Raw genomic sequence first — 16,837 nt, 5'->3', positions numbered from 1 at the left:
ATACCGGCCAGCGGTCTTTCGAAAATGCCGCGCATACAGGCCTTACAGAAGACCGCGCTCGATCACTCGCACATTGGTGTAAAAACCCTCTTGCATCACGGGCGGCAACCACAGAAGCCGCTACACCTACAGGTAACGAGCAGCATCCATGCGTTGATGCAGGATACGGACGACGGCGATGCCGTAACCGGTCGGCCGAAAATAAATGACGTGCTGCTCACACTGCGCCGTCGATAGCCTGGTCGGATGTTGGCACAGCCCTGCGCCTGCTGCGGGGCTTCAGCCAGATCAGCGCAAGCGGCTTCGATAAGGTCGGTGTAGCGCATCGCCTGGGGCAGGCCCCAATGCGCCACGGTATGGTCGAACACCCCATCAAGGTCACGTTGCGCCCTCGGGCTGAGCCGGTATTCAGCCATGCTGCGCGGCTTTGCACTGCGTGAACGCAGCAAAGTCGAACGGCTCCGGCTCCCCGCTCTGTTCGCCTTCGATCAGTGCCTGACGGATGCTCTCGATCTCAAGGCTGCGTTCCTGCTCGCGCCGGATGAGGTCGCGGATTGCCTCGCTGTCATTGGTGTAGCTGCCGGCGTCGATCTGGGCGGCGATCCAATCATTCTGCTGTTCGGTCAGGGTAATGGTTTTGCGCACGGTCGCCATATCGGCCTCCACGTCATACTATTGGTGCTATATAGTGCATTACCCAGCTGTTGCCATCGCCGGAAGCCAATAACTACTCCACTGACTGAACTGCGACGGCGGTTTGCCAGCCGTCGCAGTTACGCTGAACCAAGAGCGACATGGGCCGACCAAGATCTCGAATGTTGAAATAGCGTGTCGTGGGGCAACTCCGTGCGGGGCAGATGGTTAGGCCGTGATGACCCTTTCCACCGTCCCCTACGCCCTCGTCGTTGACGATGATCCCCTCATTATGATGGATACTACCGGCATTCTCGAAGACGCCGGATTTCGGTTCTATGAAGCTATGGATGGCGACGAAGCGAAGCGGATCTTGGCTGCGAACTGGGAAAAAATCGTATTGTTGTTTTCGGACGTTGATATGCCCGGCGAGACAAACGGCTTTGCGCTAGCACGGCACGTTGCGCAAAACTGGCCAGCTATTGAAATCGTCATTGCCTCCGGTCACGTACTCCCGAAGGCTGGGGAAATGCCTGAGAAGGCTACATTTATCTCCAAGCCGTTTAATAAGCAGATGGTGCACGGCCATTTGCGCAAAATGCTGCCTAACAACAAATCACCGGAATCTCTGAAAAAGGCGGTTTAGCGCCGTCGTTAATTTCAGCTAAAATAGCGCTTGGAATGTTTTACCAACGTCTGACGTATAGCATATGCAACGTCCAACTGCTTTATCTGCCTAAAAGACGTTCTGTTGATAGCAATTTCACCTTCAGTGCGGCACTTCAAGAACTAATTGTGTTGGCTATCGCGTCAGCAGCTTGGCCTTGATCGGCGAAACTCACGTTCTTAAACAGGTTTGGCGTGTTCATCCTTTCCGTCCCCTAAGCGTTTAGCCGGACCTACCCGAATGCGGGTGTCATCACGACGTTACACAGCCGGGGGTATCCGTAGTGAAGACGCCAGAGAGGACAACTATGATCGACCTGTCATATCGTCCCCGCTTGACCGACCTTCAGCCGCTGACGCGTTCGAACTTTGGTTTGCAGCTGTTCGAACCCGAGGGGGTCAGGACGTCCGAGGCAGGCGCGTTTCGCGGGCGGGAAGGCTATGACGAAGACTTTCTCCCCGGATTTGGCGTGCCGATGCCTGATACAACGGCCATCGCCGGGGATGTTCTGCCAGTCCCGGAGAGCGATGGTAGCCGCCTCGACTACGAACATTTCTCCATTCTCATGTCGAAAAGCCGGCGTCTTGCCCTCTTCACTGCCGTCAATATCGACGGAAGCGCCAGCGTCTCGGTACCGCGCGGCGGAGATCCGTGGGCGTTCGACGGCCGCATTCCCAAAGAGGCCCAGGCGGGGGACGAGCTTTATGCCGATAACGACTTTGATCGCGGCCATCTCGTACGGCGTGAGGATCCCAACTGGGGGCCGACCGCCAACGAGGCCAACCGCGATACCTTCCATTTCACCAACTGCGCGCCTCAGCTCTCCGTTTTCAATCAACGCTCATGGCTAAGCCTCGAGGACTACATCCTCAGCACCACGCGTCGGGTCGGCGAACGTGCGATCGTCTTTACGGGGCCTGTCTTCAGGCCCGATGATCCGCTGTATCGCGGCGTCGCTATCCCGCTGGCCTATTGGAAGGTCGTGGCCTTCATCCATGACGACGGTCGTCCATCGGCGTCCGCGTACCTGATTGATCATGATGTCGACCTGGACGCTCACTCGCTCCTGTTCGGCGCGTTCAAGACCTATCAGCGATCAGTCCTTTCGATTGAAGGCCTGACGAACCTCGACTTTGGTTTGCTGCGGCAATTTGATGGGTTCTCGAACGAGGAGACGGCAACCGGCGACATGGTCCGTGCTTTGATCACTAAGGCCGAAGACATTCGGCTGTAGCGGCCGCAAATAGCGCTGTCCTACAAAGAACATATATGGAACATCGGCTCTCGGATCAACAAGGAGAGTCGGACAATGACCGACATGATCGACGGCCCCATGCTTGTAGGTATCGCAGCGCTCATCACCAGCGTCGTCAACATCATCACGGCTGTTCGCACGCGCGATCGGCCGGCGGACCGTTCGCGTGTGCGGACGATGCCGCGGCGTAGAAAGAGAAGAGAGAATCGCAGTTTAGGCGCATGATGCCTGAAAGCCCGAAGGAGCTGTTATGCGCTGCCGCGTCATTTCCCTTCTGCCCGTACTGACAAGCCTGCCTCTTCTGGCGGGATGTGCGACAAACGCAATCCAGCTCGAAACCGCCGGGACCGTTCAGGCCCGAGGCCGAGAGGCAGTCCTAGCCACGACAGCCTATTTCGACGCGATAGAGCTGCGCCGTCGGGAGGCTGCTGCAGCGCTGGTCGCGAGCGATCCAAGCTGCCTGCCAGCGACCCCGCTCCGCATCCAGGTGCCTACGGCACCGACCGTCCCGCCCGCACCTCTATGCCTTGCGAACGAGGCACCCGCCCCTGGCTATACGGCGTTCGAAATCGACATCGGGAGCAGTCCACGAGCGGTACTGGAGCCACGTGTCGCACTGCTTGCCGCAATTGGTGGATACGCTGATGCGCTAGCGGCCATTCTCGACGCCCCCAAGACTGACGTATCGGCCGAGATCACTGCGTTTACCGATCAGGCCGACCGGCTGGCCCGGTTCACGAACTTTGTCGCCGGCACTGACCTGCCAAACGTCAACGCTGCTGTCGCCAGCGAACAAGGGCAGAGCGTCGTCGCGCTAATCGCGTTTGCCAACGACCTCGCGCGCGAGGCGGGGCAAACCCGCAATGTACGTGCGTTAGTTGTCGAACGCGGCACCGTCGTCGATCGCGCACTGGCATCGCTGTCTGTTCAGGTCACGACCTGGGGCAGGGGGGCGGCGCGCAACGCCGACGATCTCTACGGCAATGCGCTGTTCCGAACCTACCTTCGCAACCGCACCAGTCTGTCTGCCGAACAGCGCGAGCAGCTTGCCGCCCGTGTTTTCGCCGCTCGCGAGGCCGCAAAGCAGGGACCCGTACGGGCGGCTGAAGTCGTAGACGCCATTGATCTTACCGCAAAAGCCCAGGCCGGGCTGCGGGATGCCTTGGCAGGTCGCTTATCGCCGCAGCAGCGCCGCGCCGCGGCTCGACTGAACATCGATCGCATCACGCGCGCGCTCGGACTGATCGCGTCGATCGCCACCCCCGCCTGAGGAGGATCCAATGACCACCTTTACCCAGGCTGTGGAGGCTGCAGACGCTCTTATCGATCAGCTTCAGGCATTGACCGAGAACCCCCGCTATCTCCCGCGCTTCTTCGATACGATATTCGGTCTACGCACGGCGCTCGGTAACGAACGCGATCGGTTCGCTTCATCCCACAGTGTCGAAGCCGTGGACCGACCGGCATTCGCGACGATCCTGGATCGCTGTGAACAGGCGACGACGATCGGCGCTGCGCTTACCCCAAGCGATGCCGAAGTGTTGCGGTACGCGGCAGCTGTCCAGCGCGCGATTGCGGCATTTGCCAATGATGGGGTGGCGTCCGCTCGGCCAGCCCTGCGCGGCGCGCTGCGGCTTCGACGATCATCAACGCCGTTGGTAAGACCCGGGCGCCGGCCTGATCCAACGCCCGAGCCATATTATACCAGCCTTGTGAAGCTATTCCCGGTCGAGGCGGTAACGCTTTACCCTCTCGCCGTAGGCATCGCGGGTAACGACATCGTCATTCGCTTGATCCTGATCGTCATCATCACGCTGTTCGTCATCGCACTGCGCTGGTTCGGGACGCAGGAGGAGAGTGGGGGAGATGCAGATGTGCTGGCGATCGGCGTGTCGGTCATTTCGTTCGAGCTCTACGCCGCCTCGCTAGGCGGGTTCGGCTACCTCCCGGGCGGCCCGGCGCAGACCAGCCAGTTCCTCGCTTTCATCACCATCATGTGGGTTGCGCTCGTACCGTTCGCGCTCCGCCACTCCCGCCGCTAATTGATAAGGAGCCACGATCATGTGCATGTCCACGCATCGGCATTCGCTTCATTGCATCCTGCCACCCTACATCCTCTCCAAGATCGCCGAGAACGGCTCACCTGCGTTGCGCGCTATGGCAATGCACAGCCTGATGATCGACCCGACCATTCGGATCGTCCGGGCCAGTACGGCGGGGCCCGTCACCGGAGATCTGGCCCGACGACAGTCGGCTGCGGGCAACATCCTTGTGCCCAGTCCACTTCGAACGATCCGAGACGCTGGGGGCGAACCCGAAGCGCCTGGTTCTGTGGTCGTGCGGCGTGAAGGGGAGGGACCGACCGGCGATATCGCGGTCGACGAGGCGTATGAGGGCTTGGGTGCAACGTTCGCGCTGTTCTGGGAAGCCTATCAGCGCAACTCGATCGACGATGCCGGGCTGCCGCTCGACGCCACGGTCCATTACGATCAGGACTACGACAACGCCTTCTGGGACGGCACCCAGATGGTGTTCGGCGATGGCGATGGCGAGCTGTTCAACCGCTTCACGATCGCGCTCGATGTCATTGGTCACGAGCTCACGCACGGCGTCACCGAGAAGGAAGCTGGGCTCGCCTACTTCAATCAGTCGGGCGCGCTTAACGAGAGCATCTCTGACGTGTTCGGCAGCCTGGTGAAGCAGAAGCTTCTCGGCCAAACGGCCGACCAGGCGGACTGGCTCATTGGTGCCGGACTGCTGACGTCTGCGGTCAAAGGCCTCGCGCTGCGGTCGATGAAGGAACCCGGCACGGCCTATGACGATCCTGTCCTCGGCAAGGACCCGCAGCCCGGCCACATGGACGATTTCGTCCGCACCAATCAGGACAATGGCGGGGTTCATATCAACTCCGGTATCCCCAACCGGGCCTTCTATCTGGCCGCGTCGACGATCGGTGGAAACGCATGGGACCGCGCCGGTCGGATATGGTACAATGCGCTGCTGGACCCCAATACGCGGGCCAACACGGACTTCGCCGGCTTTGCCCGCGTCACCATCGACGTCGCGGGGCGTTTGCACGGTACGGACAGTGCCGAGACGACAGCCGTCGCCGAAGCATGGACAGCGGTTGGAGTAATCTAATGCAGATGGGCAAGGCTTGCGACGAGACCGTGACGGGCGAAGCCCGGGTACGGATCGAGGGAGGCCTCGCCCATTTTCCGGGGCTTGCGAACGAACAGGCCATTTCGTTCGGCGACCTTGCAACGCCCGAGCGTCAGGAACTCACCAGCCTTGCCGACCAGGCTGACTTCTTCGGTTGCGAGCCATCGACCGATATCGCGAGGCCGGATGCACGCATGTATACGGTTGGCCTGACGATCGATGGACGAAGCCGGGAGATGCGGCTCGCCGAGCCGATCCGTGACCCCGCCATGGCGAAGCTCGTTTCCGTCGTCCGTCGCCTGAGCAAACAGCACGCACCAACGCGGCGCGAATAGGCGGCTGCGTACGGGACAGTCTTAGGTCGGGATTGCACCGCGTGAATGGCAGTAAGTCACACGCTTAAAAGTGGTGTTGAATTGGTATGTTGCCTATAAGGCCCATGATAACATGATCGGGGCAGCTGCGCGATGACTGTAGATAAACAGGGCGAACTCCAAGAACTGCTATTGGAGGCGTTACAGGTAGCCGATGAGCTGGGCCGCGATATCGTGGCGTTGTACATCATGCACGCTATCGACACGTTATCCCCCCGACTGAGGCGCTAGGACCACGCCAAGGGCATATGGCACCAAAGCTAGGTTATCTACGGCTCGAAAACGGTAAGCAGATCTCATTGGAACACCGCTCCAATGAGATTTATGCCGCGTTATTTTAGTCGCAGGCTGACTTTCCGTTTCCCAAAAAGCCAGGCCTTCGGATTATTCCGCTGTGGCTTCTTCAACCTTGCGCTTACGCGGAGCCGGAGTGGGCTTGGCGTCCGCCCTAGCTGCATTCGTCTGACCAGGCTTACGACCCAAGCCAATACTCTTGGCCATCGTGCGACGTGCTTCTGAATAGGTAGGAGCAACCATGGGATAATCAGCCTTTAGGCCATACCGCTCGCGATACTCCGCTGGCGTCATGCCGTTAGTGGCGAGATGACGACGCAGCGTCTTGTACGGCTTACCATCGATCATGCTGATGATGTGATCAGGACTGGCAAGCGACTTACGAGCGGTCACTGCCGGGATGTATTCTTGAGCAGGCGCCTCTGGTTCAGCAGCTGTCGCGTTACCGCCAACCAGCACCGAAACAGTTTCGTACATTTTATTGAGAAAAGCTGGAACGTCGTCGGCATTAGTACGCGTGTTGGGGTTGGCTAACCAAGCGATTGTCAATTCCGTGGCGAGTTCAACAGGGTTTAGGTCGAGGGCAGTGTCGGACATAGAAAACTCCATTTCTGGAGGCGCATCTAGGTACTTGATTGTCATCTGGCAATATCAGACCGCGCCAGAATCCGACTGCGCCAGAGTGTTTATTTGCGGCGTATTGCCCTTCTCGTCTGGGCATGGATCATAGCCGGAAATGTATAATGCCAGTGCCATGGTGTAGGAGGCTGCTGACTTTAGGAAAAGCCTCTCGATGCAGCCTTCCCGACTGGAAACGGCGATCGAGGCGGCAGACCGGGCAGGGGGAGGGGCTCCTGCTCAACTGACCATTCTTCAAAGCATGTTCCCGATTGGCTTTCGCCAAACAGCCGAACGATAACGGACAAGGCGGCGAAAGCGCTGAGTTCCAGGGATGTGGACCGATAGTAGCACTGCACACGCGACCAACATGTCACTACGTTCGTTGCAGCCGCTCGGGCAAAAATCATGGCCCTACATTGATGGAGCAAAACGATGTCGGACCTCAGCCTGCACGACTTGTCAAAGAAGATGGCAAAGTTGGACTTCACAATGATGGCAACCCGCTCCGCCAACGGCACCCTGACAGCCCGCCCGATGAGCAACAACGGCGATGTCGAATATCAAGGTGATAGCTACTTCTTCGCCTACCAAAACTCACGAAAAATTACCGACCTCCGCGCCGATTCGCACGTCACACTTAGCTATACCGGTGCAGTCGGTATGCTCGGCGGTCCCCCGCTGTTTGTAACTGTCGAAGGCGCCGCAGCGCTGATCGAGGACAAAGCCGCGTTCGCCGATCACTGGACCAAGGATCTCGATCGGTACTTTCCCGAGGGCATCGACACACCCGGGGTCGTAATGATCCGTGTCGATGCAAAGGTGATCCGCTACTGGGATGGTAGCGACGAGGGCGAAATCGTCATCTGAGTTAGGCACCTAAAGCCCGTACCACACAGGACTTCCGCGGCGTTGTCGCGGAAGTCCTGAGTTTCGGACGTCTTGTATGTCCCTAATTTTGCGACAGAAACTGACCGAAGCGGGCGTCGCAAAAGAGGTCCCTTTCGCACCATCATCGACGCAGGTCACCAGAGGCGTCCTGGCCATCCCGACACACCTATCAATGCATCGAACGCGACATCGGTAGAAACCAGCCGCAATCCTCTTGAGATCGCCGTCCCCGCTATTAGCCGGTCGAACGGATCGCGGTGATCCCATATCAATGTAGCAGCCAGTAAACTGGCCTCGGGTGACACCTCGATCAGTCGCCCGCCTTGCTCGTTCGCTAGGTCGATCAAACGATCAAGGAAAGGGACCATCTCAGGCCATTTGCCTAATCGGACCTTCTGGCCAATCTCGAACAAACTGATCGCGCTGATCGAAACCGTTTCCGCCTGTTCCATTGCCGCAATAGCAGCCGCAGACAAACGGACATCCGCGGTCATCGACCAAGCCCAGGCGTGAGTGTCGAGCAGGACATGGCTCACGCACCATTCCCCTCCCAGAGGGCCAGTTCATCCGCATCCATGGGTTCAAGGAAATCCGGACCCGGGCCAGCAATTTTCCCTTTCAGCACGCCAATTGTGAACCGGTTCTGAGGAAGCGGAACGATCTTGACCACGGGATGCTTGCCCCTAGCGATTACCACCTCTTCGCCAGCTAAAACCGCTTCAATCAGCTTGGAGAGATGGGTTTTGGCAGCATGAACTGTGACTTGCATAACTGTTCCTTAGCTAACTTAGCTAGGATAGCATACAAAGTGCATCTCTTCCAGACATCCTTCGGCAATGTGCGTCGAGCGTCTGGGATTGGTGGTCAGGAGACGTTCCTCAGCGTAATTTGCGACCGTGACCAACTATCACGATGCCATCGGCGTTGCGAAAGGGTCAGAGTGGGCGACCCAGGCGTCGCTCTACTTGCCGCCGCTCCCATTCGCCATGAGGATCGGAATGCGATCGAAGGTCTTCAAACCGTGAACCACTAGGCCGATCACCCAAAAGGCGAAAAGCCATAGGGACCACAAGTAACTTGGCGTAAAATACAGATTTAGGGCGAATACCGCGCCCATAATTAACGAGAATTCGCCCAAATGAAGGTAGAAGCCTTTCACGCGGCGTACGTAGGCAAGGGAAAGTGCCTCATCAGTAGCAGCACTGTTTGCCTGATCAGGGATCATTTCAGAATCCTTAAGCTTAGACCAGTCGATCTCGAAAATCGACCCAATAGCTTTCAGGGATTCGGGACTGGACGCGCTTCCTGATTCCATGCGCTGGATCGTACGCGCACTCAGGCCACTTAATTCAGCAAGTTGCTCTTGAGACCAGCCTCTCTGAAGCCTGAGTTTTTGAACCAACATCGTTTTTCCCTGATAGCCGATACACTATTGGTAGCGGCATCGTTTAAGCACCACGTCGCGGGCACGACAGCGACGCGACAATCACCCGACGAATAGATACCAACATGCTTGCGTAACAGGCAAAGGCTGACAGCCGGTCGGATGTTGGCACAGCCCTGCGCCTGCTGCGGGGCTTCAGCCAGATCAGCGCAAGCGGCTTCGATAAGGTCGGTGTAGCGCATCGCCTGGGGCAGGCCCCAATGCGCCACAATATGGTCGAACGCCCCATCAAGGTCACGTTGCGCGCTCGGGCTGAGCCGGTATTCAGCCATGCTGCGCGGCTTTGCGCTGCTTGAACGCAGCAAAGTCGAACGGCTCCGGCTCCCCGCTCTGTTCGCCTTCGATCAGTGCCTGACGGATGCTCTCGATCTCAAGGCTACGCTCCTGCTCGCGTCGGATGAGGTCGCGGATTGCCTCGCTGTTATTGGTGTAGCTGCCGGCGTCGATCTGGGCGGCGATCCAAGCATTCTGCTGTTCGGTCAGGGTAATGGTTTTGCGCACGGTCGCCATATCGGCCTCCACGTCATACTATTGGTGCTATATAGTGCATTACACAGCTGTCGCCGATATCCGGCTCTACGAGGCCAACGGTGTCATTCCCTACTCGATCAGCGTATCCCACCTTTATCGACAAGCCGCTTGCCGACATCCTTGCCCAGGCGCAGCAGCAGCGTACGTAAACACTTTCGCGCAGTGTTCCGTAAAAGAGTGCATCCGCCAAAGCGCGGATTGGGAGGGGCTGGTATGAAAGCAGGATCGACGATGGAATCGGGAAGCTCGCAGGTCAGCGCGCCGCAAGCGTCAGTCGGTCCGGCGTCCAGCCAAGCAACCGCCTCGGCGATTGCGCACAAGTATCGGCGCGCGCTAAAGAACGGCACTGGCGCTAACCTCACGCTCCCCGAACTGCAGTTGCTCGCGCGCCTTGGCGCTCTGGATCTCGTGACCCGTGCCGAAAATGAGGAGCTCATTACCTGGCAAGAAATACTAGCCCGTTCGTCCGCGGGGACTCCTGACTCGACCAACACTGCAATGGCAAGTCCGTCGGCAGCGGGCAGATTGCCGCAAAGTCAGGCAACGGACGATCGGTCGTATATAAAAGCACTCGGACTCGCGATCTAGTGCACTGACCTATTCGGGTGATTCACAATCGGGTGGCGGTGTGCGAGTCTGGCGGCATGTCCCAGACCGTATGTGTGATCGTGAATCCTGAAGACGTGGCTCGGTTGGAGGCGATCGTCGCCGATCGGAACCGGGCGCTAAAGCACATCCAGCGCGCCAGGATTGTCCTGACCTCGTCCGAGCACCTGACCGTGCAGGAGGTGGCGCGGCGGACCGGTTCCAGTCGACCAGCAGTCTGGCGCTGGCAGGCTCGCTTTGCCGCACAAGGCGTGGATGGGTTGCTGCGCGACAAAACCCGCCCGCCTGGAAAGGCGCCGCTCACTACGACGGTTGTAGCCAAGATCCTGGCGCTAACCTGCGCCGAGCCGCCAGGAGAAGCCACGCACTGGACCGGACGGGCGATGGCCAAGGTCATGGGCGTATCCCTGAGCACGATTCAGCGTATTTGGACCGCCAATCGGCTTCAGCCTCACCGCATCAGAACATTTAAGCGCTCGAGAGACCCGGCCTTTGCCGCCAAGGTGGAGGACGTCGTGGGCCTTTACATGCACCCGCCGGCCCACGCACTGGTGCTGTCAATCGACGAGAAGTCCCAGATTCAGGCGCTCGACCGTACCCAGCCGGGCCTCCCGCTGAAGCCCGGCAAGTGCGGCACCATGACCCACGACTACAAGCGACATGGGACCACGACCTTGTTCGCCGCGCTCAACATCCTCGACGGCGCGGTGATCGGCCGCTGCATGCAGCAGCACCGCCATCAGGAATTCATTCGCTTCCTCAACGCCATCGAACGCGAAGTCCCCGCCGGAAAGGACGTCCACGCGATCATGGACAACTACGGCACCCACAAGCATCCCAAGGTCAGGGCCTGGCTCGGTCGCCATCCGCGGTGGACCTTCCACTTCACTCCAACCTCGGCCTCCTGGCTCAATGCCGTCGAAGGCTTCTTCTCGATCCTCACCCGGCAGCGACTGCGGCGCGGCGCCTTCAACGGCATCGTCGACCTTCAGGCTGCCATCAAACGCTTCCTTAAGGAGCACAACGCCGACCCCAAACCCTTCGTCTGGACCAAGCCTGCCGCTGAAATCTTCGATAAGCTCGCTAGACTGCCTGCACCTTCTGACTGACTCGGTGCACTAGGCCGACACGGCGATCAACGCGCTAGTCGAAACCAAACACGCGGTGGGCTTCAGAGTAGCAAGGACACCGATGCCCTGTCTAAATCCACATAAGTTAACGTAGTTAACGTATTGATATCACTAGACAGGTGGTGGGCGATGACGGGCTCGAACCGCCGACATTCTCGGTGTAAACGAGACGCTCTACCAACTGAGCTAATCGCCCCTCTCGGGTAAACGTCCGATGCCAAAGCCGGGCGGCCGGGGCAAGCTAAAAGGGTTTGGCGGCCTCAGAAATCCGCAGGTGTGTGAAGCGAGATGGACAAACCTGATGAACAGTTGGGACGTCTTCGTCTCTATCCTGACAGCCGGACGTGAAGCATACGTTTTGCGGTCATCTCCCACCAGCGCTCATCACGAAGATGGTTATGTCTACGTGTCGACGTGTCGAACACCCCTCATTTGTGATACTGACGAACACTCCACGCACGGTTTTGATATAGGCAAGCCACAACGGACAGTCTGGAGACCGCGATGCGCGTGCTGGTAACGGGTTTGGGCGACATCGCCCACAAGGCCTATCTACCAATATTGTCAGCGCTTCCGGAGCTGGACGTGCATCTCGCGACGCGTGATCCACGCGTGCTGCGTGATGCTGGACGCATGTTCCGCGTGGCCCATCTGCATGCGAGCATCGAACAAGCGTTGGCGACCGCGACGTTCGATGCAGCCTTTATCCACTCGGCCACCAGTGCACATGCAACATCCGTCGAACTGCTGCTCGAACGGCGTATCCCCACCTTTGTCGACAAGCCGCTCGCCGACAATTTTGCTCAGGCGCAGCAGCTTGTCGCGCTTGCCGAACGTCAAGCGACGCTCCTGATGGTCGGTTTCAATCGACGTTTTGCCCCGGACTATGCGGCGCTTCGCGACACTGACGCCAGTCTGATCCTGATGGAAAAACACCGTTATAGACAGCCCGATACGCCGCGGCGGGTGGTGTTCGACGACTTCATCCACGTCATCGACACGCTGTTGTTCTTGGCGCCGTCTCCCGTGCGGCGCCGTACTATCGAAACGCATGTCGAGCATGGGTTGCTTAAAGCCGTAACACTGATGCTCGCCGGTGAGGGGTACACGGCGATCGGCACCATGCACCGGGATAGCGGGCTAGACGAGGAGCGCCTGGACGTGATCGGAAACGGGGTACGGCAGTCAGTCCAGAACATGGCAGAGACGATCCGCTCTGCAGGGACGGAATGTCGGCACCGGCGTGGCGACTGGACGTCGGTCGGACGCCAGCGCGGCTTTGAAGCGATGTGTGCCGACTTCCTGCTGGCTGTACGCGAGCAACGTCCGACCGCTGCTACAGACATTCTACCAACCCATGCGCTCTGTGAGGCCGTTACCGCTCATGCGGATGCGCAGTCACGCGATTGAACGTGCCGCCTTCCGACCTTCGCCACGGCTAAGGTGTTTTCACAAACCCGTAAGTGCCTACTAATAAACCAGATTAATCAGGCCAACTTTCTGCCATGTCGGATAGTCGACATGTTGGCCCGATGTCCCGGACTCAAACGGTCATCGCATTGCTGGCGAAAAGCTATGCCAACAGCGCACCGCGCGTCGATCAGATCAGCGAAAAGCCCCTTGCGCTCGTCTTCACTGACCCGCTCATTCGCCACAACCGACCGCGAACTCCGACATATCTCCGGCGCGACGGGGTGGCCGGAAGCGCCAACGACGTCAGCCGCCACGGTATTGCTCTGCCAGTTCCGTCGCGGCGTTTCGAACCGCGAGCCATCGTTGGCGCTCCGCCTCGGCGTCCGCCAATGCCCTATGGGCCGGCGCCTTGCCGCGCGCGCGGACCTCGATCAGCGCGACCAGATCCTTGACCGTTGCGTCCAGCAATTCGGGCGGGACACTCGAGGAAAGGATCATGCGGGCATCTTCGTCGATGGCATCATCGGTGTCGCGAAGGCGAAGCGCGCGCCGGTCGAGGCCCGCACCGCGAAGCAGGACGCTGAGCCACTTCCCGTCCCAGGACGGCGCGCTGGCAAGAAGGTCGTGGCCAGCCAGTACTTCGACCATGCGCTGCGCGACTGTGTCATGGGGCTCCCCTGCGCTCAGCAGCGTGCTGCGGGGGATATGGTGGATCGCTTCCGATTGTTCGTCCCAGTCGGTCCACGACAGTGCTGGACGGATGAGGTGTGCCTCGGACCTTCCGTCCGCAAACACCCACGCCACCTCGATCGGATAGCTTCGCTTGGCGAGCGAGGAGGCCTCAAAGTCGAGAAAAACCAGCATTTGATGATTGCTTACTTAAAGAAATTTACAGGGCATACTATCCGACATGTCGAGGCGTCGCCATGTTGGATAGTAGGGATGTCGACTACTAGACATGCTAGTCAGATACTAGCATATGCCCGTCGCGCCATCACCGGTTTGACGAGATATGGCTAATAATCAGAGGTTTATAAGAAACGTTGACCCGCGTGATCCTTGAACAGGTCCGCGTTGCGGACATAGTCGGCAAGCACCTGGACCGATTTATGCCGGCTGACTTCCTGAAGTTTGAAGATCGTCGCGCCCTGCGATGCGCCCTCGGTAAGAAATCCAGCGCGTAAGGAATGCCCTGCGAACTGCGTCGGATCATAGCCCGCTGCTGCCGCATAATGCTGGACCAGGCGCGCGATCGCACGGTCTGACATGGGAGCAGGGGTCAGCGCATCAAGCCGCGACAGGCGCCGAAACAGCGGGCCCTCGGCATGCCCGGCCGCAGCCATCCACGCGAGAAGCAACGCTTTTGGCCGAATGCGCGAGCCCTCGGGGATAGCGATGACGATGCCTTGCCGGGTCTGATCGGTCTTCGAATGCGCAATCGTCAGCCTGAGCCCTTCGGGTACGATCCCAATATGCTCAACCTGGAGTGCAACGATCTCGGAACGCCGTAACGCCGCAGCCATCCCGATCGCCAGGATCGCCCGATCGCGCAGCGCCCGCAGACCTTCGCCGTCAATCGCGGCCAGCATGTTGCGCAGCGCGGCCGCATCTGCGGGACGCTTCTGTCGTTTGGCACCGCCGTGTTCGGCGCGAATGCCGGCGAGCACCTCGGCCAGACGCCCCGCGGTCGGCATCGCGGTCGGCGCCGGATAGCCGCCAGCGCGGTGATGATGCCCGATCGCCGCGACCCGCCGATTGATCGTCGATGGGTTGAGACCTGTGCTTGCCTGATCGCTGGCAAAGACCGCAACGACGTCCGGCGTTGCCGGCAGTGATGCCAACCCGTGGTGCGCGCACCACGCTGTGAAGATCGCCCAATCGGAATCATACGCGCGCCGGGTCGCTCCGGCGCGGGCCGCTTTGGCGTACGCGGCCGCTCGCTCGATCTTTTCGTGAAGGATCGCGGGCAGCATCGGTTCGTCCAAGGCCACGGTGGCGAGCGCCGTTCGCGACGAGGTAAGGTTCGGATCGAGCGGCAGCGGTCCAAGAGTGCGGTAAGTGACCATATAAGAGTGTGTGCCACGCTCGGTTTCGCCGCGCCACCCTTGCGTCCGAGAATTAAAGTTATCGGACGTAAGGGTACGAGGTTGCCCTCACCTGCAATTTTTATACCGCTTGGCTTCCCCGGTTAGCCGACGATCAGTTTTTTACACGGTATACCAGTAATATAGACGTACTTATTTTAAGTTCCGCAGTAGGCCATCAGGCATATTATGCGATCAGGAATAAGATACTTTCTGATCCCCATCACCACCTGACACTGCCGGTGTCGTGTATCGCACCCAAATCCGTCACGTCATTTAATCTCTCTAAAGCGCCGATCTGTCGCATATTGCTTACGGCCGCGAGTAACCATGATATGCACACATGCCTGTCTAACTACGGCTCGATATCATATCACGAGTATGCTTCGTGCTCGTAGTTTATTAGCGCGTTTACAGCGAGCAATACTATGCAATTTACACAGAATAGCATTCACGGTAGGTTCTCGGGTGCTTTTGCCTCAAGCAATGCTGCGCTTACGCGGGCGTATCCCGAGTATGCTAGGCAGGGACATACATCGATTGACGGAACTGTCGAGTTTTACTCGTTAGTCATGTCGTCTGTTAATAGTAATAGCATAGTTCTTGATTACGGTGCCGGCCGCGGCTGCGACCTCTTGAACGAGATATCCTCTGCTCGAGGAAAGGTTCGTACGTTTAAAGGTCGATGCGCACGCATAGAAGGGTGTGATGTAGATCCAATCGTTTTGGACAATCCATACCTCGACGATGCCAAACTTATTACCGGCTCACGCCTACCATACCTTGATGAAACCTTTGATGTTATTGTAGCCGACTGGGTTTTCGAACATATCGAGAATCCCTCTCAGGTGGCTCCGGAACTACTACGAGTTCTTAAGCCAAATGGAGTCCTGTTCGCACGGACGCCGAACAAGCTCGGATACATTGCCGCAGCTGCCCGCCTAATGTCTGACCGCATCGTGAGATGGGCTCAGCCCGGGCGTGAAGAGCGCGATATATTTCCCAAAATATATGCGTTGAACACTCTTAAAGATATTGACAACCAGTTTTCCGACGGTGCGACTGTAGAGGTACGATATTCACGGCCAGAACCGGCATACTTTTTCGGAAATTACGCAATACTACAGTGCATGAGGATTATGTTGTCCGCCACCCCAAAAAAGCTCTGGCCAGTACTAAATGTCGTCATCCGTAAGACGGAGAGATAACTAAGAATTTCAGATTTCAGAATAATTATAGCTGCGCTACTTCAGCATCACAGGCGCGGATCCGCAGGGACGTAGCGGCCAGTCGATGATCAACGCGACGCCACATCCTCAAGATCCCTGTCGGGGCGGCCACGGGCAAGTGTAGCCTTGTCGAGGTCTACGGCACCGACTTCCGCACCGCCGACGGCACCGAGGTGCGCAACTACATCCACGTCAGCGCTCTGGCGGCCGCGCATGTCGCCGCCTTGGAATTGCTGGTCGCTGACCCGCCGATAGTCACACCCAGGCTACGTCAAAGGCGCTTCGGTGCTCAACGCGGTCGACAACGTTACGAACATTCCGATCGAGCGTCGCCTGGAAGGGCGTCGCGCGGGCGATCCAGCGATGCTGGGGTCCGGCCACAGGGCGATAGAGGTGGTTCTAGGAATCTGAACAGCGGGGATAAGTGGATTGCCGATCTGACAGCGGCCATGCTGGCCGCGAAGAGGAAGCAAGATGAGCAAGCGACCCCGCCGGAACCACAGTCC

General features: G+C 58.6%; 21 protein-coding genes, 1 tRNA gene and 2 pseudogenes. 13 read left to right on the top strand and 11 right to left on the bottom strand.

Annotation, left to right across the window (positions count from 1 at the left end; genetic code table 11):
• The coding region (locus tag U1708_RS19510; protein WP_332747888.1) for a hypothetical protein at positions 1-237 on the top strand (237 nt) is incomplete at its 5' end.
• 47 nt (positions 238-284) lie between these two features.
• Here the strand turns inward: U1708_RS19510 and U1708_RS20785 are convergent.
• Positions 285-416 (bottom strand): annotated as a pseudogene (locus U1708_RS20785) (type II toxin-antitoxin system RelE/ParE family toxin); the annotation flags it as partial.
• The gene (locus tag U1708_RS19505) at positions 409-654 is read right to left on the bottom strand and encodes a type II toxin-antitoxin system ParD family antitoxin (protein ID WP_332747886.1); all 246 of its coding nucleotides are present in this window, start codon (positions 652-654) and stop codon (positions 409-411) included. The gene U1708_RS19505 and the pseudogene U1708_RS20785, both read right to left, overlap by 8 nt.
• Before the next feature lie 217 nt (positions 655-871).
• On the opposite strand from U1708_RS19505, the gene U1708_RS19500 reads away from it, so the two are divergent.
• From U1708_RS19500 to U1708_RS19470, 7 genes are all read left to right on the top strand, one after another.
• Positions 872-1,279, top strand: a complete 408-nt coding sequence (locus tag U1708_RS19500) for a response regulator (protein ID WP_332747885.1) — start codon at positions 872-874, stop codon at positions 1,277-1,279.
• Positions 1,280-1,607: 328 nt separating this feature from the next.
• Positions 1,608-2,534: a DNA/RNA non-specific endonuclease gene (locus tag U1708_RS19495; protein WP_332747883.1), complete on the top strand. Its 927-nt coding sequence runs from the start codon at positions 1,608-1,610 to the stop codon at positions 2,532-2,534.
• A gap of 75 nt (positions 2,535-2,609) precedes the next feature.
• A complete protein-coding gene (locus U1708_RS19490; RefSeq protein ID WP_332747881.1) occupies positions 2,610-2,780 on the top strand; it encodes a hypothetical protein in 171 nt (56 codons plus the stop codon).
• 25 nt (positions 2,781-2,805) lie between these two features.
• Entirely contained in the window at positions 2,806-3,825 is a 1,020-nt protein-coding gene (locus U1708_RS19485; RefSeq protein ID WP_332747879.1) for a hypothetical protein, read from the top strand.
• A gap of 10 nt (positions 3,826-3,835) precedes the next feature.
• A complete protein-coding gene (locus tag U1708_RS19480; protein WP_332747877.1) occupies positions 3,836-4,597 on the top strand; it encodes a hypothetical protein in 762 nt (253 codons plus the stop codon).
• A gap of 19 nt (positions 4,598-4,616) precedes the next feature.
• Positions 4,617-5,696, top strand: a complete 1,080-nt coding sequence (locus U1708_RS19475; protein WP_332747875.1) for a M4 family metallopeptidase — start codon at positions 4,617-4,619, stop codon at positions 5,694-5,696.
• Entirely contained in the window at positions 5,696-6,052 is a 357-nt protein-coding gene (locus tag U1708_RS19470) for a protealysin inhibitor emfourin (RefSeq protein ID WP_332747873.1), read from the top strand. The genes U1708_RS19475 and U1708_RS19470 overlap by 1 nt, the downstream gene beginning before the upstream one ends.
• Positions 6,053-6,475: 423 nt before the next feature.
• Here U1708_RS19470 and U1708_RS19465 read toward each other — a convergent pair whose 3' ends face one another.
• A complete protein-coding gene (locus tag U1708_RS19465) occupies positions 6,476-6,982 on the bottom strand; it encodes a Ros/MucR family transcriptional regulator (protein ID WP_332747872.1) in 507 nt (168 codons plus the stop codon).
• 456 nt (positions 6,983-7,438) lie between these two features.
• Between U1708_RS19465 and U1708_RS19460 the strand changes: the two genes are divergently transcribed.
• Positions 7,439-7,873, top strand: a complete 435-nt coding sequence (locus U1708_RS19460) for a pyridoxamine 5'-phosphate oxidase family protein (protein WP_332747870.1) — start codon at positions 7,439-7,441, stop codon at positions 7,871-7,873.
• 155 nt (positions 7,874-8,028) lie between these two features.
• Here the strand turns inward: U1708_RS19460 and U1708_RS19455 are convergent, their stop codons facing one another.
• From U1708_RS19455 to U1708_RS19435, 5 genes are all read right to left on the bottom strand, one after another.
• Positions 8,029-8,430, bottom strand: a complete 402-nt coding sequence (locus U1708_RS19455) for a type II toxin-antitoxin system VapC family toxin (protein WP_332747869.1) — start codon at positions 8,428-8,430, stop codon at positions 8,029-8,031.
• The gene (locus U1708_RS19450) at positions 8,427-8,663 is read right to left on the bottom strand and encodes a type II toxin-antitoxin system Phd/YefM family antitoxin (protein WP_332747867.1); all 237 of its coding nucleotides are present in this window, start codon (positions 8,661-8,663) and stop codon (positions 8,427-8,429) included. The genes U1708_RS19455 and U1708_RS19450 overlap by 4 nt, the downstream gene beginning before the upstream one ends.
• Before the next feature lie 192 nt (positions 8,664-8,855).
• Entirely contained in the window at positions 8,856-9,299 is a 444-nt protein-coding gene (locus U1708_RS19445; protein ID WP_332747865.1) for a helix-turn-helix domain-containing protein, read from the bottom strand.
• Positions 9,239-9,610: a type II toxin-antitoxin system RelE/ParE family toxin gene (locus U1708_RS19440; protein WP_332747863.1), complete on the bottom strand. Its 372-nt coding sequence runs from the start codon at positions 9,608-9,610 to the stop codon at positions 9,239-9,241. The genes U1708_RS19445 and U1708_RS19440 overlap by 61 nt, the downstream gene beginning before the upstream one ends.
• Entirely contained in the window at positions 9,603-9,848 is a 246-nt protein-coding gene (locus U1708_RS19435) for a type II toxin-antitoxin system ParD family antitoxin (RefSeq protein ID WP_332747861.1), read from the bottom strand. The genes U1708_RS19440 and U1708_RS19435 overlap by 8 nt, the downstream gene beginning before the upstream one ends.
• 665 nt (positions 9,849-10,513) lie before the next feature.
• Between U1708_RS19435 and U1708_RS19430 the strand changes: the two genes are divergently transcribed.
• Positions 10,514-11,584 carry an IS630 family transposase gene (locus tag U1708_RS19430; RefSeq protein ID WP_332747859.1) on the top strand — a complete coding sequence of 357 codons (1,071 nt, stop codon included), beginning with the start codon at positions 10,514-10,516 and terminating at the stop codon, positions 11,582-11,584.
• Between the two features lie 141 nt (positions 11,585-11,725).
• On the opposite strand, the gene U1708_RS19425 is transcribed toward U1708_RS19430, so the two are convergent.
• Positions 11,726-11,801, bottom strand: a tRNA-Val gene (locus tag U1708_RS19425).
• Positions 11,802-12,109: 308 nt separating this feature from the next.
• On the opposite strand from U1708_RS19425, the gene U1708_RS19420 reads away from it, so the two are divergent.
• Positions 12,110-13,015, top strand: a complete 906-nt coding sequence (locus tag U1708_RS19420; protein WP_332747857.1) for a Gfo/Idh/MocA family protein — start codon at positions 12,110-12,112, stop codon at positions 13,013-13,015.
• A gap of 306 nt (positions 13,016-13,321) precedes the next feature.
• Here the strand turns inward: U1708_RS19420 and U1708_RS19415 are convergent, their stop codons facing one another.
• Positions 13,322-13,882, bottom strand: coding sequence for a 3'-5' exonuclease (locus U1708_RS19415; RefSeq protein WP_332747856.1), 561 nt, complete (start codon positions 13,880-13,882; stop codon positions 13,322-13,324).
• Positions 13,883-14,049: 167 nt separating this feature from the next.
• Positions 14,050-15,084 carry a site-specific integrase gene (locus tag U1708_RS19410; protein ID WP_332747854.1) on the bottom strand — a complete coding sequence of 345 codons (1,035 nt, stop codon included), beginning with the start codon at positions 15,082-15,084 and terminating at the stop codon, positions 14,050-14,052.
• A gap of 446 nt (positions 15,085-15,530) precedes the next feature.
• Between U1708_RS19410 and U1708_RS20780 the strand changes: the two genes are divergently transcribed.
• Both U1708_RS20780 and U1708_RS19405 read left to right on the top strand, forming a co-directional pair.
• A complete protein-coding gene (locus U1708_RS20780; RefSeq protein WP_443030090.1) occupies positions 15,531-16,310 on the top strand; it encodes a class I SAM-dependent methyltransferase in 780 nt (259 codons plus the stop codon).
• A 31-nt stretch (positions 16,311-16,341) separates the two neighbouring features.
• A pseudogene (locus U1708_RS19405) lies at positions 16,342-16,721 on the top strand (NAD-dependent epimerase/dehydratase family protein); the annotation flags it as partial.
• Between the last annotated feature and the right edge of the window lie 116 nt (positions 16,722-16,837).

It is taken from the genome of Sphingomonas arabinosi (genome assembly GCF_036663715.1).
GTDB lineage: Bacteria > Pseudomonadota > Alphaproteobacteria > Sphingomonadales > Sphingomonadaceae > Sphingomonas.
This window is presented reverse-complemented; position numbering and strand designations above follow the sequence as displayed.

What these genes read in the sequence shown, in the direction of transcription:
- U1708_RS19465 (WP_332747872.1), bottom strand. Translation starts at nt 6,982, where the DNA reads ATGTCCGACACTGCCCTCGACCTAAACCCTGTTGAACTCGCCACGGAA.
- U1708_RS20780 (WP_443030090.1), top strand. Translation starts at nt 15,531, where the DNA reads ATGCAATTTACACAGAATAGCATTCACGGTAGGTTCTCGGGTGCTTTT.
- U1708_RS19410 (WP_332747854.1), bottom strand. Translation starts at nt 15,084, where the DNA reads ATGGTCACTTACCGCACTCTTGGACCGCTGCCGCTCGATCCGAACCTT.
- U1708_RS19500 (WP_332747885.1), top strand. Translation starts at nt 872, where the DNA reads ATGACCCTTTCCACCGTCCCCTACGCCCTCGTCGTTGACGATGATCCC.
- U1708_RS19485 (WP_332747879.1), top strand. Translation starts at nt 2,806, where the DNA reads ATGCGCTGCCGCGTCATTTCCCTTCTGCCCGTACTGACAAGCCTGCCT.
- U1708_RS19415 (WP_332747856.1), bottom strand. Translation starts at nt 13,882, where the DNA reads ATGCTGGTTTTTCTCGACTTTGAGGCCTCCTCGCTCGCCAAGCGAAGC.
- U1708_RS19460 (WP_332747870.1), top strand. Translation starts at nt 7,439, where the DNA reads ATGTCGGACCTCAGCCTGCACGACTTGTCAAAGAAGATGGCAAAGTTG.
- U1708_RS19420 (WP_332747857.1), top strand. Translation starts at nt 12,110, where the DNA reads ATGCGCGTGCTGGTAACGGGTTTGGGCGACATCGCCCACAAGGCCTAT.
- U1708_RS19475 (WP_332747875.1), top strand. Translation starts at nt 4,617, where the DNA reads ATGTGCATGTCCACGCATCGGCATTCGCTTCATTGCATCCTGCCACCC.
- U1708_RS19480 (WP_332747877.1), top strand. Translation starts at nt 3,836, where the DNA reads ATGACCACCTTTACCCAGGCTGTGGAGGCTGCAGACGCTCTTATCGAT.
- U1708_RS19430 (WP_332747859.1), top strand. Translation starts at nt 10,514, where the DNA reads ATGTCCCAGACCGTATGTGTGATCGTGAATCCTGAAGACGTGGCTCGG.
- U1708_RS19495 (WP_332747883.1), top strand. Translation starts at nt 1,608, where the DNA reads ATGATCGACCTGTCATATCGTCCCCGCTTGACCGACCTTCAGCCGCTG.
- U1708_RS19435 (WP_332747861.1), bottom strand. Translation starts at nt 9,848, where the DNA reads ATGGCGACCGTGCGCAAAACCATTACCCTGACCGAACAGCAGAATGCT.
- U1708_RS19450 (WP_332747867.1), bottom strand. Translation starts at nt 8,663, where the DNA reads ATGCAAGTCACAGTTCATGCTGCCAAAACCCATCTCTCCAAGCTGATT.
- U1708_RS19470 (WP_332747873.1), top strand. Translation starts at nt 5,696, where the DNA reads ATGCAGATGGGCAAGGCTTGCGACGAGACCGTGACGGGCGAAGCCCGG.
- U1708_RS19440 (WP_332747863.1), bottom strand. Translation starts at nt 9,610, where the DNA reads ATGGCTGAATACCGGCTCAGCCCGAGCGCGCAACGTGACCTTGATGGG.
- U1708_RS19445 (WP_332747865.1), bottom strand. Translation starts at nt 9,299, where the DNA reads ATGTTGGTTCAAAAACTCAGGCTTCAGAGAGGCTGGTCTCAAGAGCAA.
- U1708_RS19490 (WP_332747881.1), top strand. Translation starts at nt 2,610, where the DNA reads ATGACCGACATGATCGACGGCCCCATGCTTGTAGGTATCGCAGCGCTC.
- U1708_RS19505 (WP_332747886.1), bottom strand. Translation starts at nt 654, where the DNA reads ATGGCGACCGTGCGCAAAACCATTACCCTGACCGAACAGCAGAATGAT.